Genomic DNA, 26,355 nt, shown 5'->3' with positions numbered 1-26,355 from the left:
ATCTGGCCTACGCTCGGCCAGCCTGCTTCAGCCGACATGCAGTGAACCCGCGGTACCGGCCGCGAGCGGGTCAACGACCCAGGGAGGGGCCGATGTGGGATGGGGCGTTCTACCGAGTCCGGCGTGACGGCTACGAGATCTGCTTCGTGCCCAACGCCGGAGTCCCCCTCGACGAGATCGATGACGTCGACATGTGGGTGACCTTCGACGACGGCCGGCGCTGGTCGGGGACCATCTGCACCCTGGACGACGTCCGCCGCACCATGGACCGCTGGCAGCAGACAGGGGAATGCCTCGGCGGCCGCTACTTTTTCATCTGGGACGGCCTCATCGTCCGAGACCGAGGCATCTCCGGCATGGTCGAGGTCGTCGACGACCTCGTGCGGACCGGCCACTACAGATCCGCCCTCCGCGAACTGGGTCCGGAAGGGCCGTGAGACGCCCGCTGTGCGTACGCCGGATTGCGTCCCCTGCCTCCACGGGTCAAGGGGAGACAGGCTGAGCCTGCGGAGTCTGCTGCACGAGCACCGCGGTGGCACGTTCGAGAAGGTCGATCAGCGCCGCGTGTTCCGCGTCGGTGAAGGCGTCGGAGAGTGCGCGTTCGAGGACGACCACCTCTCGGTAGGCGAGGGTGAGCAGACGCTGCCCTTCATCGGTCAACGCGGCGATGAGGACCTTCGCATGCATGGGGGAGGGCGTGCGGTCGATCAGACCCTTCTTCTGCAGACCCGTGAGCACGCTCGCCATCGTCTGCTGTGTGACACCACATGCCCGAGCCAGCTGGGCCCCGGAGTTGCCACCCTCGCTGGAGAGCAGAAGCAGCACGGAGTACTGCGTCATGGTCAACCCGTAGCCCCGCAGCACGGCTTCGTGATGCGCCATGAGCGCCTGCTCCGCGCGACGGATGCGCGAGCACAGCAGGTCTTGCGCCGGACTCTCGGCCATCCCGCCTCCCTTTTATCAGCTACCTGTGTTGACTCAGCCAACTGATACTCGTAGCGTCTTCCTGTCTCAGGATACTGATTCAGCTCAGGAGGCTGAAAATGAAGGCAGTTGTTCTCGGAGCCGACGACGCGTTCACCCTCGCCACCGTCGACGAACCCCGGCCCGGGCCTGGTGAGGTGGCCATCCGCGTGCAATACGCCGGCCTTCAGTGGGGCGACGTGCTCGTCCGTAACGGTCACTTCCCCGTCCCCCGTCCGTTTGTGCCGGGATTCGAGGCGGCCGGACGCATCACCGCCGTCGGCGCAGGTGTCGATCCTGACCGCGTCGGCGAACACGTTGCCGTACTGACCAGCGGCGGCGCTTTCGCCGAGGTCGTGGTCGCACCCGCCCCACTCGCCTTTCCCGCACGCGGCCTGGATGCGCGTACAGCAGCAGCGTCCGGCTGGGCCGCGCCTACCGCCTACGACTTGATCCACACAGTCACCCGGGTCCGATCCGGGGAGAGCGTCCTCATCCATGCCGCCCTCGGCGGTGTCGGCAGCCTGGCGGCTCAATTCGCCCGAGCCGCCGGAGCCTCTCGCGTCATCGGTACAGTCGCCGACCCGGACCAGGCGGAGTACGCCTCCCGGCTCGGCTACGACCGGCTTGTGTCACGCCACGAGTTTCCCGCCTCCCTCGGCGGTGACACCTTCGACGTGATCCTCGATCCGATCGGGGGCCCGACCCGCCTGGCGAACGTGGACCACCTGGCCCCGCACGGCCGCCTTGCCGTCTACGGCAACATGGCAACCTTCGAGCCCGTACGGATCGGCACGAACGACCTGCTCATGTCCGGGCAATCCGTTCTGACCTACAACGGCAGTCTGCTCAGCCGGACCCACCCTGAGCGCATCGCCGACGCTGCAGGCAAGGCCCTGCGACTACTGGCCGACGGGCAGGCCGGCATCGACATCAGTGCCGAGTATGAGCTGGCCGAACTCGCCACAGGTATCGAGCGGTTGGCCAAGGGCGGCACTCGCGGCAAAGGCATCGTCCGCATCGCCTGAGCGCGATGGTTCGCCGACATCCGGGTTCTTGGCGGAGTGTGGTCTGCGCACTGACGGCGGCAACTCGGTACGCCCTCGATGCGCATGAAGCACTCGACCCCGCATGTCCTGCCTGACGCTGCTCCGACGGAGCCTGGAGGCAGCCTGATCGAGCTGTCGTACCTACGCCGCGGCCCGGCTCGTAGGCTGTCGACCTACGCAGAAGGCGGAGGTCATGGACATACCGAACGTCATCGGGGACTGGCAGGAGTACCAGTCCGAGCAGTGGGCCGGCCTGAGGGTCCGTGTGCACAGCCTTAAGAAGCGGGAGCCACCGCGCGGTCGCGATGACGACGCGAAGGGTCTGACATACATCACCTTCCAGGTGACCTTCGAGAACCGCGGTACCACCTTCTTCAACATCGACCTCTTCGACCATCCCCAACACTTCGACGTGAGGGTGGGCAGAGACGGACTGGGAGCGTACGTGGACGAGCGTGCCTCCAGCGGCATCTACGACTTCAACCTGTATCCGCAACGCAGGGCCACAGCAGTGGTCTTCGCGGCGGCGCCCACTGCCCAGCTCAAGCAGCTGGCAATTCAGATCAGCCCCGGTATCGACGACGATCAGTCGTTCGGATACGTATGGGTAGGTGGCCTCGGCGTGCACGAAGGCTCTACGCGCGGCAGCTCACGCGCGTCGAACTCGACGTCGGGTGTGGCCCACGAGGTGGAGCGCTTCTTGCAAGACGAGGCTCCTGGGAGCTGACGCCCTGCACGGCCATGCGTTGGCATGTGCCGTTGAAGCGTGCGTCAGGGCCTCTGCCTCACGTCGGCCGACGCTTCGGCGGCACCGGTCCTGGGATCACGTCGAGGTTCAAGTGCTCCTTGAACAGGTGGACCAGATTGGCGCCGTCCAGTAGTTCGAGACGCCCGTGCTCGTTGGCGAACGCCTCGCTGGCCCGGCCAAACCATGAGGTCGTCACGAGGATGCCCTTGGCCGCCCGCTTGTGTTCCACGACGCCGGCCAGGGCCGAGACGGTCTCGAACGGCACCACGTTCTTGGTGCGCTTGGCCTGGATGACGCACAGGCCCTTCATCACCGGGTCGGTGTTCATCGCGATGGCGTCCACGCCCTCGTCCTTCGAGGGCTGAGTGTTCACGCTGTCCAGGCCGATGGCCTCGAACAACTGCCGGATCAGGTGCTCGAACTCCGTGGGCGTCAGGTCCATGAGCACAGGGCGGCTGTCCAGCCCTGCAACGACGTCCAGGCTGTCCATGAGCCGGAACTTACTGAGGTCAAAGGTGACCAGAGGCCGCACCGGCTCCAGCTCGTACGGGTTCGGTGAGATCAGCGAGCGCAGCCGCTTCAAGCAGGCACGTGGGTCCACCTGCGTCAGGACCAGCTGCGCGAACTCCTCCCGGTCCGTCTGGAGGGTGATCAGACAGGGGTGCACCTCGCGCCCAGTGGCCCGGTCGATCGTGGCCACATGTCCGTTGAGCGCGATGGACTTGACGACGCCCTCGGTGTCGGCGGCGAACAGCTCGTGCACGGTGCGCAGCGCGGTCTGGGCGAGGACGGAGGCGTAGAGCTCCTTGCGCTCCTTGTCGGGGCGGGGCACGGGATTCATCTCGTCCCGGGACTTCACGTAGCGGTACGCGCGGGCCGCGGGAACGACGTCTTCCAGCGGGAGGTCGATTTCGACGAGCAGGTCACCGGTATCCGCCTGGTACGACACCCGGTGCGCTTTGGGGAAGCCGTGCGGGTACTTGGAGGCGGCAAGTGCCTGGTCGATGAACCACTCCACAGCTTCGACGTCCCGCTCACGATAGGCCGCCCGGCGTTCCTCGATCCGCGCGTTCCACTCCTCGACCCGAGCGGCCTCCAGATGGTTCTGCTCCTCGTGCTTGGCCCGGAGCTTGTCCAGCTTCTCGACGCGCTTCTTCTCGTCCCGCGCATGGTCGCGCAACGCCTTGTCGAACCGTGCTCGGGCCTGCTCGACTTCAGCGTCGTATCCCTTCCGGCCGAAGCCGAGCGCACCGAGGATGCCGCGTGGTGGCTCCGGCTCGTACTCCTCCCAGCGGGGCTGCGGGGCGGCCTTGGCCCGCCCCTTGGGAGGAGCGAAGGCTGTCGGCGTGAACGTCTGCTTGAGCCGGTCGAAGGTCGGTGGGCTGCTTTCGAGCACAGCCGTCCGCAGGAGGTTGGCCAGTTGCTCGACGTCGTTCTCGAGGACGTAGGTACGGTCGACGGCTTCCTGCGCCCGGGCCGCCTCGTACGCGAGCTTTTCCTCGCGTGCCTTACGTTTCGCTTCGGCCTCCGCCGCCTTGCGCGCCTTCTCGTACTCCCTGGCCTGTCGTGCGAGTTCCCTGGCGTAGGGATCGCTTCCGCCCGCGCCGCCTCTGCCTGCCACTGCGCCCCCCGGTCAGTGCATGATCCTTCTGCCGAACCTCCGCAGTATTACGTACCCGTCCGACAGCGTCAGGAGGCACCAGAAGGTTGGCGAACATGCACGGTGATCTGGCTCAAGCCGCGAGGACGAGCGGACTGCCGTTAATCAACGGGGGGCGTCAGAGCGCCCATCGTCCGGCCCCGGCCGCAGCTGCGGCGGCCGAGGCGCCGGCAGATCGATCAAGTCGCCGACCCCGGCGACTTGTTGCAGTGTGCGCGCCAATGAGTGCTGCGCCTCGCGGGTCGCACCCAGCTGACGGCGCAGTTCGTCCGTTTCCGGCCACGCTCGCGCGTACGTCACGGGATCCTGGTCCGCCGGGCGCATCGCCTCGTATGAAGTCAGCTTGGGGCCTCAGCCATCTCTCCCGGTCGTCCTCGATGTCCTCGGGTTCTTCAGCCTCCAGCCCCGTTCGCTGGTCGGTACTCGAGGAGCGCAGGAGATCGTTTGCCTCGAATTCGGCGTAGGCGGAGGCGAATGCCTGCCCCAGGCTCGCTCAGTCCAGGGCGGGGGTTGAATCAAGTTTCACGCCGGAACCGTACCCTCCGTCACTGACAAGCTGCTGGTCAGGGAGGTGCCATGGCTTCCCGGGTTGTCAAGAGGGGCGTCCGGTCCTCAGTTGGCATGTCGCGCGCACCCGGTGCGCCCTTGAAGCCGTCCAGGGGCCGGCTGCGTCCGGCCACCCTCGGCCTTCGGGATCAATCCCGAGCGCTCCGGACGGCACGACTGAGACAAAGACTGAGACTGGGCGGTTCGTGTGCGCGGCACCGCAACCGCACGGCAGTGTTCGGGCATGTACCTGGCATGAAGCAAGTGCAGTGGTCTCGCCGCAGCCGAGGAGCCATGAAACCCGGCCGAGCGTCGCCCGTCACTCGGACACTTGGGCAGCGGCGAGTCTGGGTTCGGCAGAGGGCTCAGAGACGCAGACGGATAACGGTCCTTCTCATCGCCGTAGGGGCGCTCGCATTGCTTGTTGGCCTGCCGTGGCTGGTGTGGCGGGGCCCCTATGTGCTGGACGGCAGCCACCTCGACGACGACGAGTTGAAGAAGGGCTCGGCCGCGTTGGTTACCGGGTTTCGAACGGCGCTTGTCGCCTGCGTCGCTGCGCTGGGCGCTAGCGTTGCATTGCTCTACACCGCCCGCACGTACCGCCTGACCCGGCGTGGCCAGATCACCGAGCGGTTCACCAAGGCTCTGGAACGACTCGGCTCAGATCAGCGGTACGTCCGTATTGGGGGCATCCTCGCGCTGGGGCAGATCGTCCGGGACGCACCCGAGCAGGTGGCTACCGATGCGGCACGCGTCCTTGGCCACTTCATCCGCGACCGCGCCCCGAAGGCTGCGCCAGCACCAAACTCCGAAGAATCCGAGTCCACTTCTCCATCCGGGGGCCTGTCGGAACTCCCCAGCGAGCCGGATGCGGACGTCCAGGCGGCGCTCACCGCCCTGACCCGCGCGGAATCACGCAGCTACGTAGACCCCCACGAATTCCTCGAGCTTCGTGGCCTCCACCTCGCTGGAGCGCAACTTCACCAAGCAGACCTCACTGCAGCCTTCTTGAGCGGGACGACACTCACCGGGGCCGACCTAGGCGATGCAACGCTCACCGAGGCCAACTTGATCGGGGTGAATCTCGCCGGGGCCGATTTGACCGATGCGACGCTAACTGGGGCCACCCTGGACGGGGTAACGCTTACCAGGGCGATCCTGTCTCGCGCGATCCTCACTGGCGCCAAGCTGACCGATGCGACGCTCACCGGGGCCATCCTGACCAATGCGACGCTCACTGGGGCCAACTTAATGAGGGCAAACCTTGCCAGGGCCAACCTAATTGGGGTGACACTTACAAAGGCCCACCTGCCGGAGGCGACGCTCACCGAAGCCAGTCTGGACAAGGCGACCCTCGACGAAGTCAATCTGGATGGGGCGGATCTGGGGCGGGCCAAGGGACTCCCGCGGTCGCTCACGGGGCTGCAAACAGATGAACACACGGTCCTGCCCCCCGAGTGGCGGCAGATAACGCCGTCATAACCCAATCCCTGCTCTCTGATCACGGCATCCCGCTGGGGAGGATTGCGCTGCTGGTCGGCCACACCAGCCAGGCGACCACGGAGGCGGTCTACCGCAAGCAGCTCCGGCCAGTGATCACACAGGGAGCTGAAGCGATGGACGACATCTTCGCGGAGGAGCAGAAGGCCGCGGATAAGGAGGGCGCCGCGGAGACCGGCGAGGTGGCCTGACCAAATTCGTTTGGCCCCCCAAGCACGACAGAGGCCCAATCGCGATCAAGCGATTGGGCCTCTGACCTGTGTCGGGGTGGCGGGATTTGAACCCACGACCTCTTCGTCCCGAACTACCGGCGGGACGGTCACTGAGGGCTGCTGGGCTGGCCAGACGGGCAATGAAGGGCTATTACGGCCGGTAGTGGTCGCCACGGTTGCTGTACTTCTCTGCTGTACCGCAGCCCGACTTGGCGCGCCTCTCAGTCGGTCTCGCGCGCCCATGCGTAGGGCATCGTGTCAGTGGTGTCGATGATCCACGGGCTCAGGTATCGGGCGTGACAGCCCGTGCACCGTGCGACGAACGTACCGACGTCAGGATTCGTCATGATGCTGTAGTGCGCTGACGGCAGGGCTCGGACCGTGTAGCCGTTGGCCGTACTTTCCAGCGCTGGCCAGTTCGGGGAACACCGACAGGGGGCGCCCTTGGCGAACGTGTCATCGTCGGGTGCGTGGTGCGTGCCTTTGAGCGTCTTGTAGAGCTTCCTCAATCCCCGCACGCTGTGCTCGCATTCTGTGATCGCCGAACAGGGGCGACTGCGCGGTGCCCCTCCTGGGCGGACACCGTACAGCGCGGTCGGTGGAGCGGCTTTGGGCTGGAGCTGCTTTGGGGCGAGTGATCATGGCCCCTTACGCTCGCCGCGATTCGGGCAGTCTCTGGACCTGCCCGCAATAGCCCGAATCGGGGCCATGATCTTAGAGGCTCGCCCCAAAGTGGCTGCGTAAAGCCGCGGAGCCGACCGCCCCAGCCCCGTGCCGGCCGTTTGAACCTCAGGTTGGCGCCCTCGCCGAGCGCGCCGCGGGGCGCGGCTGCCGGTGGCGGAGACATGGAGGCGGGCCGCGCCAAGAGCGGCGCGCGCCCCGCCGTGCGGGGCGCCTTGAACCCGTAGAGAAGGTTTTTACTCAAGCACCGGTTCCGGCTACGCGGCTGCGGGCGTCTCGCCGTGCTCGAGATAGACCGGCGCTGCCGACGATCGGGCTGCGATGGCCGCGTGAATGCGTCGGGCCAACCGCGGGATCGTGCGCTCGTTGATCTCGGCAGGGTCCAGGAAGTGGAAGCTCGTCAGCTCGTCGGGCTGAAGCGTGATCCGGTCCAGGTCTTCGGCGCTGAGCTCGCCGCCATCGAAGAGGTACAGAACCTTGTCGCCCTCGCTGCCGTTCGGCGCCCAGTCGACCGCGAGAAGTCGGCCCAGTGGCGGAGTGATTCCGAGCTCTTCGCGGACTTCGCGGGCTGCGGCCTGGAGCGGGGACTCGCCGGTCTCGACATAGCCGCCGGGGACGTCCCAGTAGTCCTTGTAGGACGGCTCGACCATGAGCACGCGCCCGTTCTGGTCAAAGAAGAGCGCACCCGCGGCCATGCGCGGATGCGCCATCTTCGCTTCGTGCTCGTTGACTGCCATGCAGCCGAGCGTACCTAGGCGACATAACCCGCAAGAGCCCAACTGCCCGGTGATTTATGAGCTGGATCTTACGAATTGGTGCTATGAAGTTCGTCCTTGGCTACGCGCACGAAGCGTTCCTCGGCTTGCTGGAATGCTTGAATAGCTTGCAAGCAGTGTTGGCTATTACTCGGAGGGCTCGGCGAGTTACCCTGCCTGAGGGCAAAGCGCTCATCATCGGACAGTGTGTCGTCATCCAGCGATCCCTCGATCCGACTGCATTCTGCTCTAGCTTCTCGTATCTCCTGAGCGCGTTGCTCCTCGGTCATTGAGTGAGATTGATCCGAGGAGGTAAAGGCTTGCTTCAAGCGGTACAGGGCACTTAGGTAGTCCGATGCAGGGCTGCTTACGCGAGTGTCTGAGTGGGTCGTTGCTCTGAGGAGTTTCCCCCAGGCTCGCGAGTAGTCAGCTTGGCTGGGATACGTCATCACTAGTATCTCCAGCTCATTCACCATCGCGGCTGCCGCGGATGCCACCGCATCCGGCCCTTCTAGCTCGATGATTGTCTGCGCTTCTTTTAGCTGCTTCAAGTGATCTCTGACGTTGATCTTCAGTGCTGTAAATTCACCGTCTGAGACGTCTTCCTCGCATTCCAATTCGCACCGTTCGCAGTCTTCCCGAGTTTGATGAGCCACAATAAGGAAGGTGGCGTATGCGTCACGTTGAATTCCCCGACGCCACTGCCTATGGGTTTCAATTGCTGTGGTCTTGACGGCATCGAGAGCTGCTCTGTAGTTGGCCTCCGCCTGGGCAATTCCTGCCCGCGCGGTTTCTTCAGCGTTGCGCATGGCGCCTTGCATCTGCCATCGGCCGATGATGAGCGCACTCGGAATCCCTACGGCGGCGACTACCGCAGCGGCGATCGCCCCTACCCCCTGCAAGTCCATGGCCTAGATATTGGATCCGTGAGCCGCCCGGTTGAACTGGCGGCCATCATGCGTACGGACCTGCGGTCCGTCTTCCTGAAGTGCATCCAGGATGCGTACGGCGTAGACCTCGCCCATCCGCTCGGAGACCTCGGCAGGTGTCAGCCAGTCGACCGCGATCGACTCGTCCGAGAGCTGCTCCTGTCCTCCCTCGGGGCGGCACCGGAAGACCAAGGCCACGATTCCTCGCGCCGTGTTCTTGTAGACCCCGGTCAGGCGCTCGACCTCGACCTTGATTCCGGTCTCCTCGTAGACCTCACGACGCACGCCCTCCTCGGGCGCCTCGGCCAGTTCGAGCACGCCGCCTGGTGGTTCCCAAGTGCCGTTGTCTGCACGCTTGATCGCCAGAATGCGGCCGTCCTCGCGTACGACGGCGCCTGCCACAGACACAGAGTGGAGCGGCGTTGACCTTTCATCGTGGCCACTGTTACTCATGTACAGGAGCATAGAAGGAAGAGAAGGACTATGACGAGTGCAGTAGGAGAGAAATCGGCGAAGCCGAAGTACCTCCAGATCGCCGACGATCTAGAGCAGGACATCAGGACCGGCGTGCTCGCCCCTGCTGCCGATGTGCCCAGTGAGACCACGCTCATGGATCGGTACAAGGTCTCGTCTGGCACGGTGCGCAAGGCGATCGCTGAACTGCGGGCGCTCGGCCTCGTCGAGACACACCACGGCAAGGGCTCGACGGTGAAGTCCCGGCCGCCCGTCACGCGTAAGTCCTCGGACCGGTTCAGGCGCTCGCACCGGAAGGCCGGCAAGGCTGCGTACCTCGCGGAGACCGAACAGGCCGGGGTGAAGGCGGATGTACGGGTCCTGTCGGTTGGCCCTGTCGCGGCTCCAGCCGAGATCGCGAAGCGGCTCGCAGTGAAGGAGGGCGCGAAGGTGCTCGCCCGTCGGCGGCTCTACTTCAGCGACGGCACCCCGACGGAGGAGGCGACCTCGTACCTGCCCTGGGACGTCGCGCGCGACATCCCCGAGCTGTTCGAGCACAACCCGGGCGGTGGCGGTATCTACGCCAGGCTTGAGGAGCACGGCCGCGAGCTCGCCGAGTTCACCGAGACCGTACGGGCGCGTCTGGCGACCAAGCAGGAGGTGAGCGCGCTGAGCCTCAGTCCCGGTTCGCCCGTGATCCACCTGACGCGGAACGCGGTGACCACGGAGGGACGCGTCGTTGAGGTCTGCGACACCGTGATGGCCGCTGACCAGTTCGTTCTCGACTACCGGATCCCTGCTACGGATTGACGTTGCGTCAGCTCTGATCGGCCCGCCAAGAATCTTCGGCTTGGCGGGTTGACTCATGTATAGGAGTTGGGCACTCTTATTCACATCACTCATGTACATGAGTGACTGAGTCCAACTCATCTACAGGAGTCAACTCATGCCGTCCTTCAAGATCGACACTTCGACCGCTGTCACGTTCATCGCGGTCGAGCCGAAGCCCAAGCTGAAGAACCGGCAGACCGGTGAGATCGCCATCGACATGGAGACCGGCGCGCAGATGATGACCGTCGGCCTGACGATCGCCGATGACGGCGAGGCGAACCTCTACACCGTCTCCGTCCCTGTGACCGGCATCCCCAAGGGGCTGACCCTCGGCATGCCCGTGAAGGTCGTCGGGCTCAAGGCCCGTGACTGGGAGAACGTGAGCGGCGGAGAGAAGCGGTTCGGCATCGCCTTCCGCGCGGTCGCCCTGGCATGTGTGGCGATTCGGGAGAGGGCACCCACCGACGTGGCTGTTTGGCGGGGAAGCGACAATGGCGTCGTGGAGACAGCCGACCGCATCATCGTTGCTTTGGATTTCGATAACCGTCGGGCAGCCGACGAGATTGTCGACCGGCTTGGGGACGAGTGCCACTTCTACAAGGTCGGGTTGGAACTCCTCACCGCAGCGGGACCCGACCTTGTCAGGCACCTCGTGTCCAAGGGCAAAGACGTGTTCTTGGACCTGAAGCTGTTCGAGATCCCGAATTCCGTGGCCGGCGCGGTCCGCGCTGCGGGCGCTCTCGGGGTGTCGATGGTGACGGTGCACGGTATGGGCGGCCGCGGCATCATGGCGGCTGCCGTCGCCGCGGCTCGCGACTTCCCGGAGCTTCGCGTGCTTGCGCTAACCGTGGTGACCAGCATGACCGACGCGGATCTCACTGATGTCGGCGTAGCGGCTTCGACACAAGCTCAGGTGCTACGGCTGGCTCATCTGGCACAGGAGGTCGGGTGCCACGGTGTGATCGCTTCGCCCCAGGAAGTGGCGTCGCTGCGTGGCCTGCTGGGGCCCGGCCCCGAGATCGTGACACCGGGAGTGATACTGCCCAGGGAGTCATCGGGCGAGCATTCCCGTCCCGGGACGCCGCGCGTCGCTGTCGCCGCGGGCGCCTCGCACATCGTCGTGGGCCGGTCGGTCACCCGTGCGGCAGATCCGGTGGCCGCGATGCGGGTCATCCGCGCCGACCTGGCGTCTTGACTGGAGAGGGACTCGTACCTGGTTCAGTCGCCTGCCGGTGACCGTGGCCGTCCGCCCCAGCGCACGCTCTTTTCGCTGCGGATGGAGGCGCGTTCGCGTCCGGGTGCGGCTCAGCTTCCAATACCCGCGGCCCGGAGCCGTTCCCGCGCGGGCTCCCATGACCCGTCCAGAGGAGCGAGCGCAGACGGGAATCCGCCTGTGTCCTTGAAACCGCTCGACGTGGCGACGCAGACGACGGGGCCCTCGACCATCTCGGCGTCCGACAAGGTCCTCAGCCCGGCGAGCCCCGCTGCCGCTGACAGCTCTACCCACATCCCCTGAGCGGCGAGTTCGGCCTGCGCTGCGCGCATCTCCGCGTCGTCCACGAGCAGGGCCCGCCCATCGCTTTCAGCGACCGCGAGAACTCCGCGGTAGCCATTCACGGCGCAGTCAATGCCGTACGCATCCGTGGCCCCGACCGTCACGCGAGTGGCGGGTACGCCTTGGCGCAGGGCCGCCGCCAGCGGACCGCCCGCCGCCGGCTCACAACTGAACAGCCGCGGCACACGATCAGTCAGACCCAGACGGCAGAGCTCTATGAACCCCTTCCATACTCCGAACAGCAGCTCGCCGTATCCGGTGGGCACGAACACCGCGCCCGGCACGCCGAGTTCGGCCGCAATCTCATACGCCACCGTTTTGTAGCCCTCGGCCCCGAACGAGTGCCCGGTGTGGAACGGAGTGAGGTTACTGACCGGGTGGAAGCCGAACTCGTCGGAGATCCGCTCCGCAAGCGGCCAGCGGGCCTCGGTCGGCATCGGCAGCACCACTGCACCGTAGGCGCTGAGGAACGCAGCAACGGCGGGCGGCAGTTCTGGCGATGTGAGCACCACGCAGCGCAGCCCCGCCCGCGCCGCGTAGGCCGCCGCTGAGGCGCCGTGATTACCGGAAGAGGCCACCACGACACCTGGGGCGCCCATCGCGACCGCGGCACTGGTCGTGACCCGGTTGAGACGGTCCTTATGACTCCATGTGGGATTGCGCGACTCGTCCTTGACGTACAGGCCCTCGCCGATCTCCAGCAGCGGTGTGTCGCCCTCGCCCAGGCCGGGCGCTGCCAACGGCGGCAACAGGGGCGCCCAGCGTTCCAGGCCCGCGCCGAATGCCGTCTGGCCTGTCAGAAAGTCCGTGGGGATCCGTCCATAGTCGTAGTCCACCTCGACGGGGTACGACACATCGGGGGAGCTCGTCTGCGGGCAGCCATGACTCAACGGCGGCCACAACGAATAGCGGACGTCCGGATCACCGAGGGAACGCTGGCCCGTGGCCACGGAGGCGGAATCGATCACGATCGGGAGTCTAAGAGTCCCCCACCTGTCCACCAGGCCCCCCACCCCATGCAGGTGGAGGTACTCGCTGCGACAGTCTGGGGGAGTGGATTTCCTTGATCCACTCCCCGTTCACTCCCCAGCGCCCCCAAAACATAAATCAGGCCCGGCTCTCCAAGAAGGAGAACCGGGCCTGACCTGCTATCTCAGCTGTCGGGGTGGCGGGATTTGAACCCACGACCTCTTCGTCCCGAACGAAGCGCGCTGCCAAGCTGCGCTACACCCCGATGTCGTACTCCACGCCCCACAGTCCTGCAGGTCGCGGCGACATCGATTACTTTAGCGGACCGGCGCCCGGAGACGAAATCCGGTTTTCGTGGAGGGCAAACGAGGGGCGGATGCGGTCGAGGCCCACGTACGCCAGGGCCAGGGCGTAGAAGCAGAGGCCGAAGACCACCGCATTGCCGGCGACGCCGCCGTAGCCGTGCTGGTCGACGTCCAGGAACGGGTACGGGTAGCGGGCCGGGGAGCCCGGGGACAACGCGGCACCGCGGATCAGGGCGAAGGCCAGGTAGGCCAGGGGATAGAGCATCCACCAGCCCGCGTGGCGCAGGCGCAGGCCGCCGGGGCGGGTGAGCAGGAACCAGTCGATGACGGCGCCCAGCGGGGTGACCGTGTGGAGCAGGTTGTTCGAGGCCGTGTGCCAGCCGGAGACCATGGCGACCTGGTCCGTCATGGAGAAGTCGGAGGCCGCGTTCGCCAGGACGAGGTGGTAGACGAGTCCGGTGATGGAGATGTAGAGGACCGTGCCGGTCTTCAGCCACGCGGGGAGCGGGGGCCGCCCCGTCCAGGCGCGCCAGGCGGAGACGGCGAAGACCGCCGCGACGATCAGGTTGCTCTGGATGGTGAAGTAGCTGAGGACGCGCAGCGGGCTGCCCAGGATCAGGTCGATCACGATCCCGGTGATCGCCGCCAGCGAGATCAGGGCGCGGAAGGCGGCCGCGAGGGGGCGGCGAGCCGCGGGCGGCGTCACTGCCCCTACCGGGACATGTCCGGAAATGTGAGACCTCGTCATGGAGACACGGTAGACAACCGTCCCCGAGCCCGCCCGCCCGGGGAGGGGGGTGCCCGGTCCGCCCGCCCGCGAAGGCAGGCGTAGCTCAGCCCTCCCGCTCCACCAACGTCAGCAGCGTCGCCTCCGGCGGGCACGCGAAGCGCACCGGGGTGTAGCGGTTGGTGCCGCAGCCCGCCGAGACGTGGAGGTAGGAGGTGTGGCCGCCGGCCGTGTGCGTGGAGAGGCCCTTCACGCGGTCGGTGTCCAGGTCGCAGTTGGTGACCAGCGCCCCGTAGAAGGGGATGCAGAGCTGGCCGCCGTGCGTGTGCCCGGCGAGGATCAGCGGATAGCCGTCCTGCGTGAACGCGTCGAGCGAGCGGAGATACGGGGCGTGCACGACGCCGATCGAGAAGTCGGCGCTCTGGTCGGGCCCGCCTGCCACGTGTTCGTAGCGGTCGCGGCGGATGTGCGGGTCGTCCAGGCCCGTGAAGGCGATCTCGTATCCGTCGATCTTCAGCGTGCCGCGTGTGTTCGTGAGCTCGACCCAGCCCGCCGCGTCGAAGCCGTCGCGCAAGTCCTCCCACGGGTTGTGGACGGCGCCGACGACGGGCGGGTTGCCGTTGAGCCCGTGCTTGCCCTGGACTTTCTCCAGGAGGTAGCGGGCAGGGTTACGGGGCCGCGGACCGTAGTAGTCGTTCGAGCCGAAGACGTACGCGCCCGGGAACTCCATCAACGGGCCCAGCGCGTCCAGGACTTCGGGCACCCCGTTCTGGTCGGACAGGTTGTCCCCGGTGTTGATCACGAAGTCGGGGCGCAGGCCGGCGAGCGACTGCAGCCAGCGGCGCTTCTTGTGCTGCCCGCACACCATGTGGATGTCGGAGACCTGGAGGACGCGCAGCGGCCGCATGCCGGCCGGGAGCACCGGCACCGTCACCCGCCGCAGGCGGAAGGACCGGGCCTCGAACCCCGCCGCATAGACGAGACCGGCGGCGCCTGCCGCCGCGATTCCCAGGGGTACTCCGTATCGCGCGCGCATGCCCCCCATCGTCGCAGACGGATGCGGAGCGTCACAGTCCGCCTGCGGGGTGCGGATACGGGCGGCCCCGTCCCGCCGTGCGAGGGACCTCCCCGAAGCCCGTACGGAAGCGAAATGCGCAGGCATCACACGCGCCGTACCTGCGACACTGAACCCATGACCACGCTCAAGACCAAGCTGCAGGACGACCTCAATGTCGCGATCAAGGCGCGCGACGAGCTGCGCTCCGCCACCCTGCGGATGACCCTCGCCGCGATCACCAAGGAGGAGGTCGCGGGCAAGGAGAAGCGCGAGCTCTCCGACGACGAGGTGCAGAAGGTGATCACCCGCGAGGCGAAGAAGCGCCGCGAGGCCGCGGAGGCCTTCGCGCAGGGCGGGCGCGCCGAGTCGGCCGAGCGCGAGAAGGCGGAGGGCGAGGTGCTCGCGGAGTACCTGCCGAAGCAGCTGAGCGACGACGAGCTGGCGCAGATCGTGGCGCAGGCCGTCGAGGAGGCGAAGGCCGCCGGCGCCGAGGGCCCGCGCGCGATGGGCCAGGTCATGAAGATCGTGAACCCGAAGGTGGCCGGTCAGGCCGAGGGCGGCCGCGTCGCCGCCGCGGTGAAGCAGGCGCTCGCCGGCTGAGCCGGGAGCCGCGGGAGCTGCGGAAGCCGCGCAGCGCGTACGAAGACGAGGGCGCCCCCTGTTGGATCAGGGGGCGCCCTCGTCTTCGTACGCGGCCGGGGTCAGCGGGGCTCGGGCCAGCCTCCGCCGTTGCCGCCTCCGTTGCCGTTGCCGCCGTTGTCACCGCCGCCGATGATGTCCGGCGGGAGGGAGATGCCCGGGAAGGGCTCCTCGCCGTCGTTGCCGCCGTTGTCACCGCCGCCGGGGCGTCCGGGCTTGCCGTCGTCCTCGTGGTCGTCGTCCGGCTTCTCCTTCTTGGGGCCGTCCGGGATGTGCACGCGGTTGAACTGCGGTGCGTCCTTGCCCTCCAGGGCTCCGCTCATCGCGTCGCGCCAGATCGGACCAGGCACCTCGCCACCGAAGACCTTGCCGTGGAAGCGGCCGCCGATCGTGATGTTCTGCATCTCGACCGACTGGGTCGGGGAGCCCACCCAGACGGCGCCGGACATGTTCGGGGTGTAGCCGACGAACCAGGCGTTCTTGCGGCTGTCCGTCGTACCCGTCTTACCGGCGTTGTCACGGCCGCTCAGACCCGCCTTCGCACCGGTACCGGAGTCGACCACGCCGCTCAGGAGCGAGTTGATGGCGTCGGCCGTCTGCACCGACATCGCCTGCTCACAGGTCGACTTGGGCACCTCGAGGGACTTGCCGTTGGCGTCGGTGATCGACTCGATGGCGACCGGGGAGCAGTAGGTGCCGCGGTTGGCGAAGGTCGCGTACGCGCTCGCCATCGTCAGCGGGGAGATCGAGTCCGAGCCCAGCGTGAGCGGAGAGGGCTGCTCGGTGATCGGCTTGCCGTCGCCCTGGGTGACGTGGAGCTTCTTGGTCATTTCCAGGACGGGACACATGCCGATGTCGGCGATCATCTGGACGAAGTAGGTGTTGACCGACTTCTCCATCGCCTCCTTCAGCGCGTACGGGCCCACCTCGGACTCGTTCTCGTTCTCCACGGTGTCGCCGGCAGGGTTGTTGTACGTCGAATCGCAGCCCGAGATCGGAGCCGGATACGGCATCTCATACGGCGCCGGATACACCTGGTCCAGCGGCTTGCCCTGCTCTATGGCGGCAGCGGCCACGAATGGCTTGAACGTCGAACCGGTGGGGAAGCCCTGGCTGTCGCCCATCCGCCGGTCGACCGAGTAGTTGATCACGGTCTCGTTCTTCTTCGACTCACCGCCGTACGGCCGCGACTGGCCCATCGCCAGGATCTTGCCGCTGCCCGGTTCGACGATGGTGGCGGCGGCCGCCACCGAGTCCTTCTGGTAGACGTGATCCTTCAACGAAGCCTGCACGGACTCCTGCGCCTGCGGATCCAGCGTCGTCTTGATGCGCAGACCGCCTCGGTTCCACTTCTCCACGCGCTCCTCGCGCGTGTCGCCGAAGGTGGGACTGTCGAGGAAGGCTCGCTTGACGTAGTCGCAGAAGAACCCCGCACCATTAGTCGCAGTGATACAGCCGTTCTTCGGCTTGGACACCTTCAGCTTGATGTCGCTGGCCTTCGCCTTGTCGGCCTCCTGCTGCGAGATGTCGCCGGTGGCGACCATCCGCTGGAGCACGACATTGCGCCGCTTCTTGGCCTCCTGCTCGTCGTTGACCGGGTCGTAGCGGCTCGGCGACTGCACGATGCCGGCGAGCAGCGCGGCCTCTTGCAGGTTCAGGTCCTTGGCGGGCTTGGAGAAGTAGCGCTGCGCGGCGGCCTCGACGCCGTAGGCCTGCTGCCCGAAGAACGTGATGTTCAGGTAGTTCTCGAGGATCTTCTTCTTGCCCAGCTTCTCCTCGACCTGGATCGCGAACTTCAGCTCGCGGATCTTGCGGCCCAGGGTCTGCTGGGTGGCCTCGCGGAACTTGGCCGGGTCGTCCATCGCCTCTTCGACGAAGACGTTCTTCACGTACTGCTGCGTGAGGGTCGAAGCACCCTGGGAGACACCGCCCGAGCGCGCGTTCTCGTTGAGGGCGCGCAGGATGCCCTTGAGGTCGACCGCGCCGTGCTCGTAGAAGCGCGAGTCCTCGATCGCGACGATCGCCTTCTGCATGTACGGCGAGATGTTCTTGATGTCCACGAGCGTGCGGTCGCGGGCGAAGACCGTAGCGATCGGGTTGTCGTTCGCGTCGGTGATCGTGGTGCGCTGCATCAGCGGCGGCTGCTGGAGATTGGCCGGGATCTCGTCGAACTCCTCGACCGACCCCTTGGCCGCCAGGCCGAACACTCCGGCCGCCGGCAGTGCGATACCGGCCATGACCGCGCCGGAGAGCACGCTGACGCCGAGGAACTTGGCGGCCTGCTGCGTCGGCGACAGTCCGCCACCCGAGAGCTTCTTACCCATGGGGGCAGCCTAATCCGTAGGTCTGTGGGTTCCGAGGGATCGGTCCGTCATCGGGATGTTCGGGCCGGGACCTCACCAGTTCCCCGTTCGGCGCGGCGAACACGGCGGCGGTCCGAACCGGACCCCCGAATGTGATCTGAACCACGGCAGCACCCGGCATGCCAAGGTTCCGATTCGCCGGACAGGCGCGCAGGCGTTGGCCTAAGCTGCTCACAACTGTCACAGCAGTGCGGTCCCGTATCAAGCCTCCGGAACCCCCGAAGTCGCCGGAGAAGCTGTCCGTTTCCGCCTCATGCGTCATCCGGCGCCCGTTGTGACCCAGCTGAACTGCCCCGATCTGCCGGGTAGGTCACGCATGTCCGCAGCTCACTCCGTCGGGTGATCTGCCGCTTACGCATAGTCCGTTCGGGCCATTCAAGATTGGGCCCGAAGGGGGTGTTGCGCTGTGCCCACCTTCCGTAACGTCCTCAACTGGCGGCGGTGAATATGCCGCTGCCGCCGTGGGGGAGCCTCGATTCGGGAGAGGACGGCGCCGGCATGGGCTGGGTAGTTGACTGGAGTGCGCAGGCAGCCTGCCGCACTACTGATCCGGATGAACTGTTCGTACAAGGTGCGGCACAGAACAGGGCCAAGGCGGTGTGCACCGGGTGTCCGGTGCGTACGGAGTGCCTGGCGGACGCCCTGGACAATCGCGTCGAGTTCGGCGTGTGGGGCGGGATGACCGAGCGGGAGCGGCGCGCACTGCTGCGCAGGCGGCCCACGGTCACCTCCTGGCGCCGTCTGCTCGAGACCGCTCGCAGCGAGTACGAGCGCAGCACGGGCCTGCTGCCCGTGGACGAAGAGGACAGCGAGACGTACGAGAGCTACGCCGCGGTGGGCTAGGCCCGTACAGCGGCTCACGCAGCTCCGGCAGCTTGTTGCAGAGCTTCCGGCAGCGTCTTACGCAGCTCCGGCCGGTCGACCACCGGACGCGAGCCGGTCGCCGATGTCGCGTAGCCCTGCGAGGTCATGGACGTCGCCGGGCAGCGCGGCCACCTCTGCGACCGCCACCTCCGGGTGGAGGGCGGTGAAGCGGTCACGGGTGCGCTGTTCGCGTGCCAGCAGTTGCATGCGTTCCGCGTGCAACCGCAGGAGTCCTGCGGTGAGTTCGGGAGTGCTGGGGGATTCGGGAGAGGTACGCACCTCTTCCTTCCCGCCCTCCTGATCCACAATGCCGCCCGTTTCAAGATTTTCTCCGGGGCCCGCATTTCCTGCGGGGACCGCGTGCTCCTCGCTCAACTCGGCCTCCGCGGCGGGCAGTTCACCGTCCGCGGCGTCGGCGGGAAGGTCGGCGGTGAGCGCTTCCGCAGCGGCCAGCGCCCGCTCGGCCGAGAGCCGCGCGGCCCCGCTGCCGTGCACGCGGTTGAGGACGAGTCCGGCCAGCGGCATACGGTCCGCCGCGAGCCGCTCCACGAAGTACGCGGCCTCGCGCAGCGCGTCCCGCTCGGGCGCGGCCACCACGAGGAAGGCCGTCCCCGGCGCCTGGAGCAGCCGGTACGTGGCGTCGGCCCGCGTACGGAACCCGCCGAACATCGTGTCCATCGCGGCCACGAACGTCTGCACGTCCTTGAGGAACGGACCGCCGAGCAGCTTGCCGAGCGTGCCGGTCATCATCGACATCCCGACGTTCAGGAACTTCATCCCGGCCCGCCCGCCGACCTTCGCCGGCGCCATCAGGACCCGGATGAACTTGCCGTCCAGGAAGGACCCGAGGCGGCTCGGCGCGTCGAGGAAGTCCAGGGCCGAGCGCGAGGGAGGCGTGTCGACGACGATCAGGTCCCACTCGTCGCGCGAGCGCAGCTGCCCCAGCTTCTCCATCGCCATGTACTCCTGCGTACCGGCGAAACCGGCCGACAGGGACTGGTAGAAGGGGTTCTCCAGGATTGCGCGGGCCCGGTCCTCGTCCGCGTGCGTCTCGACGATCTCGTCGAACGTGCGCTTCATGTCGAGCATCATGGCGTGCAGTTCGCCGTCGCCCTCGATGTCCTTGACCCGCCGCGGGGTGTTGTCGAGGGAGTCGATGCCCATCGACTGGGCCAGCCGGCGCGCCGGGTCGATGGTCAGCACGACCACCTTGCGCCCGCGTTCGGCCGCGCGCAGCCCGAGGGCCGCCGCGGTGGTCGTCTTGCCCACGCCGCCGGCGCCGCAGCACACGATGATGCGGGTCTTCGGGTCGTCGAGCAGCGGATCGACGTCGAGCGTCGGGGGCACATCCAGCGTCATGAGACTCCCTAGACTCCCTGCCTGCGCAGCGTGGCGGCCAGCCGGTAGAGCCCGGCCAGGTCGATGCCCTCGCTGAGGAACTCCAACTCCTGCACGGGCAGACCGAGTCGGGCCAGCTCGGCGCGCTGCTCCTCTTCGAGTGCGATCCGCTCGGCGTACTCGGCGGCCTGCTCAAGGAGCGGCTCGACCAGCTGCTCCGCGAGCCCGCCCTTGCGTGCACCGCCGAGCCCGGCCCGCGACAGCTCCTTGGCGATGGCCGTCTTCTTCACGTCCTGCGGTACGGGGCCGTCGAGGAGCGTGGGCCGCACCATGTTGACCAGGATCCGGCCCACCGGGAGGCCGGCCGAGCGCAGTTCGGCCACGCCGTCGATGGTCTCCTGGACCGGCATCTCCTCGAGCAGCGTCACCAAGTGCACCGATGTCTCGGCCGACTTGAGGACGCGCATCACCGCCTGCGCCTGGTTGTGTATCGGGCCGATCTTCGCGAGCCCGGCCACCTCGTCGTTCACGTTGAGGAAGCGGGTGATGCGGCCGGTGGGCGGGGCGTCCATCACCACGTAGTCGTACGCGTAACGCCCCCGCTTGTCCTTGCGCCGTACCGCCTCGCAGGCCTTGCCCGTCAGCAGGACGTCCCGGACGCCCGGCGCGATGGTCGTGGCGAAGTCGATGGCGCCGAGCTTGCGCAGGGCGCGGCCCGCGCCGCCGAGCCGGTAGAACATCTGGAGGTAGTCGAGGAGCGCCAGCTCGGCGTCTATGGCCAGCGCGTACACCTCGCCGCCGCCCGGAGCGACCGCGATCTTGCGCTCCTCGTACGGCAGCGCCTCGGTCTCGAAGAGCTGGGCGATGCCCTGCCGGCCCTCGACCTCGACGAGGAGGGTGCGCTTCCCCTCGGTCGCGAGGGCGAGCGCGAGAGCGGCGGCGACCGTGGTCTTACCGGTCCCGCCCTTGCCGCTGACGACCTGAAGCCTGCTCACGCCTTCGAGCGTAACCAGTACGCCGCGGTTGAATCCGCGGGGCTCGGCATCGGGCGGGGATCTTCGGGTGGCGGAGGCTGTGGATCTCCGGTCATCCGACGGGTCGCACCGCGGACCCGCGGCCCCGGCCGGGGCATTACGCTCGGCTCCATGACCAAGTACGAATACGCGACCGTGCCGCTCCTCGTGCACGCGACGAAGCAGATCCTGGACACCTGGGGCGAGGACGGCTGGGAGCTCGTCCAGGTCGTGCCCGGGCCGAACAACCCCGAGCAGCTCGTGGCCTACCTCAAGCGGGAGAAGCAGGCATGAGCGGCGCGGTCGAGGCCAGGCTCGCCGAGCTCGGCCTGAAACTCCCCGGCGTCGCGGCGCCGCTCGCGGCCTACCAGCCCGCGGTCCGCTCCGGGAACTACGTGTACACCGCGGGCCAGCTCCCGATGGTGGAGGGCAAGCTGCCGACGACCGGCAAGGTCGGCGGCGAGGTGACGCCCGAGGAGGCCAAGGACCTGGCCCGTACGTGCGCGCTGAACGCGCTCGCCGCGGTCAAGTCGATCGCCGGCGACCTCGACCGCGTCCGGATCGTGAAGGTCACCGGCTTCGTCGCCTCGGCGACGGACTTCACCGGCCAGCCCGCGGTCCTCAACGGCGCGAGCGAGCTGCTCGGCGAGGTCTTCGGCGACAAGGGCGTGCACGCGCGCAGCGCGGTGGGTGTGGCGGTGCTGCCGCTCGACGCCCCGGTCGAGATCGAGTTCATCGTGGAGATCGAGGAGGGCTGAGGCCCTCCTCCGGGCACGTGGTCCCCGGGTCCCGGTCGCACCCGCGCGACCGGGGCCTTCGCGTATCCGCCCGCCTGCCCCGTACAGGATTGGTTGCCTCTCGAACATCCCGGCGGGAGCGGATAGCCTCCGCCCATGGCATCGTCGACAGGTCAGTGGTACCCGCCGGAATGGCCCGACCGGATCAGGGCGCTCGCGAACGGCGAGCTCACGCCCGCGGTCCCGCGCAAGGCCGCGACCGTGCTGCTCCTGCGCGAAGGCACCGAGGGCACGGATGTCTACATGCTGCGCCGCCGCACCTCGATGGCGTTCGCCGGCGGCGCGTACGCCTATCCCGGCGGCTCCGTCGACCCGCGCGACGACGATCGGCACGTCGACTGGGCCGGGCCCTCGCTGAGCACCTGGGCCGGACGGCTCGGGGTCGGTGAGGCCGAGGCGCAGGCCATCGTGTGCGCCGCCGTGCGCGAGACCTTCGAGGAGGCGGGCGTGCTGCTCGCCGGGCCGACCGCGGACTCGGTCGTCGGCGACGTGTCCGGCGAGGACTGGGAGGCCGACCGGGCCGCCCTCGTCGAACGGGAGCTGTCCTTCGCGGAGTTCCTCGCCCGCCGCGGTCTCGTCCTGCGCTCCGACCTGCTCGGGGTGTGGGCGCGCTGGATCACCCCGGAGTTCGAACAGCGCCGGTACGACACCTGGTTCTTCGTCGCGGCCCTGCCCGCCGGGCAGCGCACCCGCAACGCCTCCACCGAGGCCGACCGCACGGTGTGGATCCGGCCCGCCGAGGCGGCCGGCGGCTACGACCGCGGCGAGCTGACGATGATGCCGCCCACGATCACGACCCTGCGCCAGCTGGAGCCCTTCGGCTCGCCCGCCGAGGCCCTCGCCGCCTCCGCGGACCGCGACCTGACCCCCGTACTCGCCCGAGCGCGCCTCGCCGACGGCGAGTTGGTGCTGTCCTGGCCGGGGCACGACGAGTTCACCAAGCACATCGCCCTGAAGGCTCCCGAGAACGGCTCCACCGCATGACCGACGCAGCCGCCCTGCCGGGCCAGCCCCGCGGCGGGGTCCTCTCCGGCCCCGCGACCGACCGCGCCGTCAACGTCCTCGCGCCGAACGCCAATGCGATGACCCTGGACGGCACCAACACCTGGATCCTCTCCGAGCCGGACTCCCCGCTCGCGGTCGTGGTCGACCCGGGGCCGCTCGACGAGGGGCACCTGCGGAACGTCATCGAGACGGCCGAGCGGGCCGGCAAGCGCATCGCGCTGACCCTCCTCACGCACGGCCACCCCGACCACGCGGAGGGCGCCTCGCGCTTCTCGGACCTCACGGACACGCACGTACGGGCCCTTGACCCGTCCCTGCGCCTGGGCGACGAGGGCCTGAGCGCGGGCGAGGTCCTGGAGATCGGCGGCCTGGAGATCCGCGTCGTGCCCACCCCGGGCCACACGGCCGACTCGCTCTGCTTCCATCTCCCCGCGGACCAGGCGGTCCTGACGGGGGACACGATCCTCGGGCGCGGTACGACGGTGGTCGCCCACCCCGACGGCCGGCTCGGCGACTACCTGGACTCCCTGCGCCGGCTGCGCTCGCTGACGGTGGACGACGGGGTGCACACGGTGCTCCCGGGCCACGGCCCGGTCCTCGAGGACGCCCAGGGCGCGGTCGAGTTCTACCTCGCCCACCGCGCCCACCGCCTGGCCCAGGTCGAGACGGCGGTGGAGCAGGGCCATGTGACGGCCCAGGAAGTCGTGGCGGCGGTCTACGCGGACGTGGACCGGTCGCTGTGGCCGGCGGCAGAGCTTTCGGTGCGGGCGCAGTTGGAGTATCTGCGGGAGCACGGGTTGATCTAGGGGCGCCGGGTGTCGGGGCAGAGCCCTCCCGCCATGGCAGCGGTGCTCCCCTGTCAGGGTTTCGGCCGCGCGTGGTGCGCGTCCTGCTCCTGCTCGCGGATCCGGATCACATCGGCGCCGCCCGTCTTGATCGAGCCCTGAGCGCGCTCCCCGGCCGCGCGCATGGCGTCCTGCCAGCCCTGCGCGTAGCCGGAGGTGCGGGCCTCCTCGAGCTCGTCACGGCGATACACGGCGAAGTCCCCCCTCGTCGTGGCGTGCCCCAGCGCCAGCAGCAGATCAGCGAGCCGTTCGGTGTCCATGGCCACTTGACCCGCCCCGACCCGGAAGCCGGTGCCCTGTTGCGCGTCGGCACGCTGATGGTCCACCGAGTCGTCCAGGTCATCAGTTGTGCCGCCCATAGAGCCCCCACCCCAGTCGTTCAGTCAGCGTCTTTCAGTGCGCCGCCGAGCCTCCTTCTCGTACGAGGGCAGGAACGGAGCAGCCACTTGGAGGAAGAGGTCCCGGCGCTCCTCGGGCACGCCGAGCAGCTCCGCGGCCTCTTCCAGCGTGATGGTCCGGCCTTCTGCGGCGCTCGAACAATTGTACGACGTTGACGCGGGAAGGTCTTCTTCCGTGAGCCGGCCGGATCGGATCAGCACGTCCCGCACCGGCACTCCGAGCGCCCGCGCGAGGCCGCGCATCGTGGTCAGGTCAGGCATGCTCTGGCGCTGCAGCAGCCGGGTCACTGCGGCGCGATGAACCCCGGCATCGTCGGCGATACGCGTGCGCCCGCCCCCGCGCGGATTGTCGATGTCGTAGCCCCGGGACCTCATGAGGTCCTCCATCCAGGCCGCGAACTCCTCGAGTGCGTCCCTCGACACGTGAATCCCCTTCGTTCTATTCCATCCGACCTCAGCCTAGTGCGCGTGCGCGCACAGTTAAACAGCGGTCTGACCAGGAAGCTTTCTGTTGCGTGCGACCCCGCAACATGGCAGGATCGCCGAACATTCGAAGGTGCGTTCTATTCCATCCATTCGAACGCCGAGAATGCTCGAGCCTGTGGAGCCCGCATGAACGAGAAGTCCGACATCCGCGAATCTTCTGCAACCGCACCCTGCATGCCCGCCGCCTGCGCATCCCGAGAAGAGCCTGCCGCCTGCGCCCCGCGCGAGCCGCTCGCCTGTGTCGCAGCCCCCGGCATCCGGATGCGGCTCGAACTGCTCGCCGACCGCTTCACCGAACTGCTCGCGGCGGCGGCCGCCTCTGCCCTCGCTGTGGACCGGCTGTACATCAGCGACGCCCTCAGGGATGTCACCGACGGTGTGGTCGAGCTGGAGGAGGCGGTGCTCGCCAGGACCGGGGGTGGCCGTCCCCGCAAGGGCGGCGTGCCGGTGAGGTTGCGCCGGCTTGCCGCTGCCGCCGGACGGATAGCCGGGGACGATGTGCTGGCTCCGCACGTGCTCAGTGAGGTGGCCCGGATGAGCCTGCGCTGTGACGGGGTGCTCGGTGGCGAGACGCGTCGCGGCGCGGTGTGCCGGTGCGTGGCCGGCGAGGCTTTGCGAGCGTGCTCGCAACAAGTAGTTGCGAGCACGCACGATCTGCTGCATAGTTGAGGCACGGAGCGGCCCACACCGGCTCCTCCGCTCACCGACTCCTCGCCCCGGCGCGGCGATCGCGTACGACCCGGCCCTTCGCAGCGGCCCGCTCGTACCCGCGCGGCACGGAGTCAACTCGCCCCTGCCAGAGGGGAATTCCGTATGGCGAACACAGCAGAATCCATGCTCGACAAGTGCCGGTCCTATATCGGCTACAAAGAGGGACCGGACAACGACACGATCTTCGGCGCCTGGTATCCGATGAACCACCAGCCTTGGTGCGCGATGTTCATCTCGTACTGCGCGGCGAAGACCGACAACGCAGACATCATCCCGAAGTACGCGTCGTGCGCCGTGGGTGTCGACTGGTTCAGGGACCGTGGAAAGTTCGATTCGACACCGACCGTCGGTGCGATCGTCTTCTACGGCGCCGGTGGCGGTGAACACACCGAAATCGTCGAGTCGTTCACGAGCTCCTCGATCACGACCATCGGCGGAAATACCAACAACGACGGTTCCGCGAACGGCGACGGTGTGTATCGCCGCGTCGTCAGCCGCAGCTCCAGCCGTATTTACGGTTACGGCCACCCCGACTACACGGAAGGTTCTGATATGCCGAAGCGAGTGAGTGTTGCGCGTAAGGCCGCTGACACGTTGGTGGCGGGTGCGTGGGAGATCGTCAGTTTCGACACCGAGTTTGCGGATGGTGGTGCGATGCATCCGGCTGATGGTGCTTCGTTCATCCAGGGGCCGGCGCACTATCTGGTGACGGCTTCGGCGCGGATCTCGGGTCTTGCGGAGGGGACGACGATTCAGACCCGGTTCGTGGAGGTCAACGGTGCGGGTGCGGGTGTGGTGCAGAAGGCCGGGCCGATCCAGGAGCACCTGGTGACCTCGGGCGACACCTTCATCACGCAGTCCCGCAACGGTGCTTACTGCGATGACGGCAACCGGGTGCAGTGGCACATCCAGGTCGCCACCGGAACAGCGGACGGCACGCTCGCATTCTCCGACCT

General features: G+C 67.6%; 27 protein-coding genes, 1 tRNA gene and 2 pseudogenes. 16 read left to right on the top strand and 14 right to left on the bottom strand.

All coding sequences use genetic code 11. The features are described 5' to 3' along the window. The first annotated feature begins 92 nt into the window (after positions 1-92). Entirely contained in the window at positions 93-437 is a 345-nt protein-coding gene (locus BLT97_RS20255; RefSeq protein WP_093612270.1) for a hypothetical protein, read from the top strand. Positions 438-483: 46 nt separating this feature from the next. Here BLT97_RS20255 and BLT97_RS20250 read toward each other — a convergent pair whose 3' ends face one another. Beyond that, positions 484-945, bottom strand: coding sequence for a MarR family winged helix-turn-helix transcriptional regulator (locus BLT97_RS20250; protein WP_093612268.1), 462 nt, complete (start codon positions 943-945; stop codon positions 484-486). A 176-nt stretch (positions 946-1,121) separates the two neighbouring features. Between BLT97_RS20250 and BLT97_RS20245 the strand changes: the two genes are divergently transcribed. Beyond that, positions 1,122-1,991 (top strand): quinone oxidoreductase family protein, encoded by an 870-nt coding sequence (locus tag BLT97_RS20245; protein ID WP_245769437.1) that lies wholly within the window; start codon positions 1,122-1,124, stop codon positions 1,989-1,991. Between the two features lie 214 nt (positions 1,992-2,205). Next, positions 2,206-2,739: a hypothetical protein gene (locus BLT97_RS20240; protein WP_093612264.1), complete on the top strand. Its 534-nt coding sequence runs from the start codon at positions 2,206-2,208 to the stop codon at positions 2,737-2,739. A 58-nt stretch (positions 2,740-2,797) separates the two neighbouring features. On the opposite strand, the gene BLT97_RS20235 is transcribed toward BLT97_RS20240, so the two are convergent. Then, positions 2,798-4,381, bottom strand: coding sequence for a restriction endonuclease (locus BLT97_RS20235; protein ID WP_245769436.1), 1,584 nt, complete (start codon positions 4,379-4,381; stop codon positions 2,798-2,800). 1,044 nt (positions 4,382-5,425) lie between these two features. On the opposite strand from BLT97_RS20235, the gene BLT97_RS20230 reads away from it, so the two are divergent. Beyond that, positions 5,426-6,448 (top strand): pentapeptide repeat-containing protein, encoded by a 1,023-nt coding sequence (locus tag BLT97_RS20230; protein ID WP_176953843.1) that lies wholly within the window; start codon positions 5,426-5,428, stop codon positions 6,446-6,448. 5 nt (positions 6,449-6,453) lie between these two features. Continuing rightward, positions 6,454-6,657, top strand: a pseudogene (locus tag BLT97_RS39175) (site-specific integrase); the annotation flags it as partial. Between the two features lie 959 nt (positions 6,658-7,616). Here the strand turns inward: BLT97_RS39175 and BLT97_RS20220 are convergent. The 3 genes from BLT97_RS20220 to BLT97_RS20215 all read right to left on the bottom strand — a co-directional run bounded on the left by BLT97_RS20220 (position 7,617) and on the right by BLT97_RS20215 (position 9,508). Beyond that, positions 7,617-8,096 carry an NUDIX domain-containing protein gene (locus tag BLT97_RS20220; protein ID WP_093612260.1) on the bottom strand — a complete coding sequence of 160 codons (480 nt, stop codon included), beginning with the start codon at positions 8,094-8,096 and terminating at the stop codon, positions 7,617-7,619. 68 nt (positions 8,097-8,164) lie between these two features. Next, a complete protein-coding gene (locus BLT97_RS37545; protein WP_143041358.1) occupies positions 8,165-9,022 on the bottom strand; it encodes a hypothetical protein in 858 nt (285 codons plus the stop codon). Between the two features lie 3 nt (positions 9,023-9,025). Beyond that, complete coding sequence (locus tag BLT97_RS20215; RefSeq protein WP_093612258.1) at positions 9,026-9,508, bottom strand: NUDIX hydrolase; 483 nt, start codon at positions 9,506-9,508, stop codon at positions 9,026-9,028. An 18-nt stretch (positions 9,509-9,526) separates the two neighbouring features. Between BLT97_RS20215 and BLT97_RS20210 the strand changes: the two genes are divergently transcribed. The 3 genes and pseudogenes from BLT97_RS20210 to pyrF all read left to right on the top strand — a co-directional run bounded on the left by BLT97_RS20210 (position 9,527) and on the right by pyrF (position 11,522). After that, positions 9,527-10,306, top strand: a complete 780-nt coding sequence (locus BLT97_RS20210) for a GntR family transcriptional regulator (RefSeq protein WP_093612256.1) — start codon at positions 9,527-9,529, stop codon at positions 10,304-10,306. 136 nt (positions 10,307-10,442) lie between these two features. Continuing rightward, a pseudogene (locus BLT97_RS38295) lies at positions 10,443-10,769 on the top strand (SCO3933 family regulatory protein); the annotation flags it as partial. After that, complete coding sequence (gene pyrF / locus BLT97_RS20205; protein WP_245769453.1) at positions 10,764-11,522, top strand: orotidine-5'-phosphate decarboxylase; 759 nt, start codon at positions 10,764-10,766, stop codon at positions 11,520-11,522. The pseudogene BLT97_RS38295 and the gene pyrF, both read left to right, overlap by 6 nt. A gap of 110 nt (positions 11,523-11,632) precedes the next feature. Here the strand turns inward: pyrF and BLT97_RS20200 are convergent, their stop codons facing one another. The 4 genes from BLT97_RS20200 to BLT97_RS20185 form a co-directional block, all read right to left on the bottom strand. Beyond that, positions 11,633-12,853 (bottom strand): threonine synthase, encoded by a 1,221-nt coding sequence (locus BLT97_RS20200; protein WP_245769452.1) that lies wholly within the window; start codon positions 12,851-12,853, stop codon positions 11,633-11,635. A 189-nt stretch (positions 12,854-13,042) separates the two neighbouring features. After that, positions 13,043-13,116, bottom strand: a tRNA-Pro gene (locus BLT97_RS20195). A 47-nt stretch (positions 13,117-13,163) separates the two neighbouring features. Continuing rightward, positions 13,164-13,904 carry a Pr6Pr family membrane protein gene (locus tag BLT97_RS20190; protein ID WP_093612254.1) on the bottom strand — a complete coding sequence of 247 codons (741 nt, stop codon included), beginning with the start codon at positions 13,902-13,904 and terminating at the stop codon, positions 13,164-13,166. An 85-nt stretch (positions 13,905-13,989) separates the two neighbouring features. Continuing rightward, the gene (locus BLT97_RS20185) at positions 13,990-14,919 is read right to left on the bottom strand and encodes a metallophosphoesterase (RefSeq protein WP_093612252.1); all 930 of its coding nucleotides are present in this window, start codon (positions 14,917-14,919) and stop codon (positions 13,990-13,992) included. Between the two features lie 156 nt (positions 14,920-15,075). On the opposite strand from BLT97_RS20185, the gene BLT97_RS20180 reads away from it, so the two are divergent. Further along, on the top strand, positions 15,076-15,540 hold the full coding sequence (locus BLT97_RS20180) for a GatB/YqeY domain-containing protein (RefSeq protein ID WP_093612250.1): 465 nt from the start codon (positions 15,076-15,078) through the stop codon (positions 15,538-15,540). A gap of 101 nt (positions 15,541-15,641) precedes the next feature. Here the strand turns inward: BLT97_RS20180 and BLT97_RS20175 are convergent, their stop codons facing one another. Next, positions 15,642-17,903, bottom strand: a complete 2,262-nt coding sequence (locus BLT97_RS20175; RefSeq protein ID WP_093612248.1) for a transglycosylase domain-containing protein — start codon at positions 17,901-17,903, stop codon at positions 15,642-15,644. Positions 17,904-18,440: 537 nt separating this feature from the next. On the opposite strand from BLT97_RS20175, the gene BLT97_RS20165 reads away from it, so the two are divergent. Continuing rightward, on the top strand, positions 18,441-18,785 hold the full coding sequence (locus BLT97_RS20165; protein WP_176953842.1) for a WhiB family transcriptional regulator: 345 nt from the start codon (positions 18,441-18,443) through the stop codon (positions 18,783-18,785). Positions 18,786-18,842: 57 nt separating this feature from the next. Here the strand turns inward: BLT97_RS20165 and bagB are convergent, their stop codons facing one another. Together bagB and bagA are read right to left on the bottom strand one after the other, a co-directional pair. Then, the gene (gene bagB, locus BLT97_RS20160; RefSeq protein WP_093612244.1) at positions 18,843-20,165 is read right to left on the bottom strand and encodes an ATPase BagB; all 1,323 of its coding nucleotides are present in this window, start codon (positions 20,163-20,165) and stop codon (positions 18,843-18,845) included. A gap of 8 nt (positions 20,166-20,173) precedes the next feature. Then, positions 20,174-21,139, bottom strand: coding sequence for an ATPase BagA (bagA, locus tag BLT97_RS20155; protein WP_093612242.1), 966 nt, complete (start codon positions 21,137-21,139; stop codon positions 20,174-20,176). Between the two features lie 150 nt (positions 21,140-21,289). On the opposite strand from bagA, the gene sp36 reads away from it, so the two are divergent. From sp36 to BLT97_RS20135, 4 genes are all read left to right on the top strand, one after another. Then, complete coding sequence (sp36, locus tag BLT97_RS20150) at positions 21,290-21,451, top strand: Sp36 family protein (RefSeq protein ID WP_018386146.1); 162 nt, start codon at positions 21,290-21,292, stop codon at positions 21,449-21,451. After that, positions 21,448-21,915, top strand: coding sequence for a RidA family protein (locus BLT97_RS20145; RefSeq protein WP_093612240.1), 468 nt, complete (start codon positions 21,448-21,450; stop codon positions 21,913-21,915). The genes sp36 and BLT97_RS20145 overlap by 4 nt, the downstream gene beginning before the upstream one ends. Positions 21,916-22,050: 135 nt before the next feature. Beyond that, positions 22,051-22,938 (top strand): NUDIX hydrolase, encoded by an 888-nt coding sequence (locus tag BLT97_RS20140; protein WP_093612238.1) that lies wholly within the window; start codon positions 22,051-22,053, stop codon positions 22,936-22,938. After that, on the top strand, positions 22,935-23,765 hold the full coding sequence (locus tag BLT97_RS20135) for an MBL fold metallo-hydrolase (protein WP_093612236.1): 831 nt from the start codon (positions 22,935-22,937) through the stop codon (positions 23,763-23,765). Before BLT97_RS20140 ends, BLT97_RS20135 begins: the two co-directional genes overlap by 4 nt. 53 nt (positions 23,766-23,818) lie before the next feature. Here BLT97_RS20135 and BLT97_RS20130 read toward each other — a convergent pair whose 3' ends face one another. Both BLT97_RS20130 and BLT97_RS20125 read right to left on the bottom strand, forming a co-directional pair. Next, complete coding sequence (locus BLT97_RS20130) at positions 23,819-24,163, bottom strand: hypothetical protein (protein WP_093612234.1); 345 nt, start codon at positions 24,161-24,163, stop codon at positions 23,819-23,821. 24 nt (positions 24,164-24,187) lie between these two features. Beyond that, positions 24,188-24,625 (bottom strand): helix-turn-helix domain-containing protein, encoded by a 438-nt coding sequence (locus BLT97_RS20125; RefSeq protein ID WP_093612231.1) that lies wholly within the window; start codon positions 24,623-24,625, stop codon positions 24,188-24,190. 189 nt (positions 24,626-24,814) lie between these two features. On the opposite strand from BLT97_RS20125, the gene BLT97_RS20120 reads away from it, so the two are divergent. Both BLT97_RS20120 and BLT97_RS37310 read left to right on the top strand, forming a co-directional pair. After that, on the top strand, positions 24,815-25,357 hold the full coding sequence (locus BLT97_RS20120) for a hypothetical protein (protein ID WP_143041357.1): 543 nt from the start codon (positions 24,815-24,817) through the stop codon (positions 25,355-25,357). 144 nt (positions 25,358-25,501) lie between these two features. Next, positions 25,502-26,355 (top strand): CHAP domain-containing protein (locus tag BLT97_RS37310; RefSeq protein ID WP_143041356.1); only part of this gene is annotated, 854 nt, incomplete at its 3' end.

It is taken from the genome of Streptomyces indicus, from assembly GCF_900100315.1.
GTDB classification, from domain to species: domain Bacteria; phylum Actinomycetota; class Actinomycetes; order Streptomycetales; family Streptomycetaceae; genus Streptomyces; species Streptomyces indicus.
The sequence above is the reverse complement of the archived record's forward strand: the minus strand, read 5'-3'. Positions and strand labels throughout refer to the sequence as shown.

Coding starts and splice junctions, on each gene's coding strand:
- BLT97_RS20255 (WP_093612270.1), top strand. CDS start 93: ATGTGGGATGGGGCGTTCTACCGAGTCCGGCGTGACGGCTACGAGATC.
- BLT97_RS20250 (WP_093612268.1), bottom strand. CDS start 945: ATGGCCGAGAGTCCGGCGCAAGACCTGCTGTGCTCGCGCATCCGTCGC.
- BLT97_RS20240 (WP_093612264.1), top strand. CDS start 2,206: ATGGACATACCGAACGTCATCGGGGACTGGCAGGAGTACCAGTCCGAG.
- BLT97_RS20220 (WP_093612260.1), bottom strand. CDS start 8,096: ATGGCAGTCAACGAGCACGAAGCGAAGATGGCGCATCCGCGCATGGCC.
- BLT97_RS37545 (WP_143041358.1), bottom strand. CDS start 9,022: ATGGACTTGCAGGGGGTAGGGGCGATCGCCGCTGCGGTAGTCGCCGCC.
- BLT97_RS20215 (WP_093612258.1), bottom strand. CDS start 9,508: ATGCTCCTGTACATGAGTAACAGTGGCCACGATGAAAGGTCAACGCCG.
- BLT97_RS20210 (WP_093612256.1), top strand. CDS start 9,527: ATGACGAGTGCAGTAGGAGAGAAATCGGCGAAGCCGAAGTACCTCCAG.
- BLT97_RS20190 (WP_093612254.1), bottom strand. CDS start 13,904: ATGACGAGGTCTCACATTTCCGGACATGTCCCGGTAGGGGCAGTGACG.
- BLT97_RS20185 (WP_093612252.1), bottom strand. CDS start 14,919: ATGCGCGCGCGATACGGAGTACCCCTGGGAATCGCGGCGGCAGGCGCC.
- BLT97_RS20180 (WP_093612250.1), top strand. CDS start 15,076: ATGACCACGCTCAAGACCAAGCTGCAGGACGACCTCAATGTCGCGATC.
- BLT97_RS20175 (WP_093612248.1), bottom strand. CDS start 17,903: ATGGGTAAGAAGCTCTCGGGTGGCGGACTGTCGCCGACGCAGCAGGCC.
- BLT97_RS20165 (WP_176953842.1), top strand. CDS start 18,441: ATGGGCTGGGTAGTTGACTGGAGTGCGCAGGCAGCCTGCCGCACTACT.
- bagB (WP_093612244.1), bottom strand. CDS start 20,165: ATGACGCTGGATGTGCCCCCGACGCTCGACGTCGATCCGCTGCTCGAC.
- sp36 (WP_018386146.1), top strand. CDS start 21,290: ATGACCAAGTACGAATACGCGACCGTGCCGCTCCTCGTGCACGCGACG.
- BLT97_RS20145 (WP_093612240.1), top strand. CDS start 21,448: ATGAGCGGCGCGGTCGAGGCCAGGCTCGCCGAGCTCGGCCTGAAACTC.
- BLT97_RS20140 (WP_093612238.1), top strand. CDS start 22,051: ATGGCATCGTCGACAGGTCAGTGGTACCCGCCGGAATGGCCCGACCGG.
- BLT97_RS20135 (WP_093612236.1), top strand. CDS start 22,935: ATGACCGACGCAGCCGCCCTGCCGGGCCAGCCCCGCGGCGGGGTCCTC.
- BLT97_RS20130 (WP_093612234.1), bottom strand. CDS start 24,163: ATGGGCGGCACAACTGATGACCTGGACGACTCGGTGGACCATCAGCGT.
- BLT97_RS20120 (WP_143041357.1), top strand. CDS start 24,815: ATGAACGAGAAGTCCGACATCCGCGAATCTTCTGCAACCGCACCCTGC.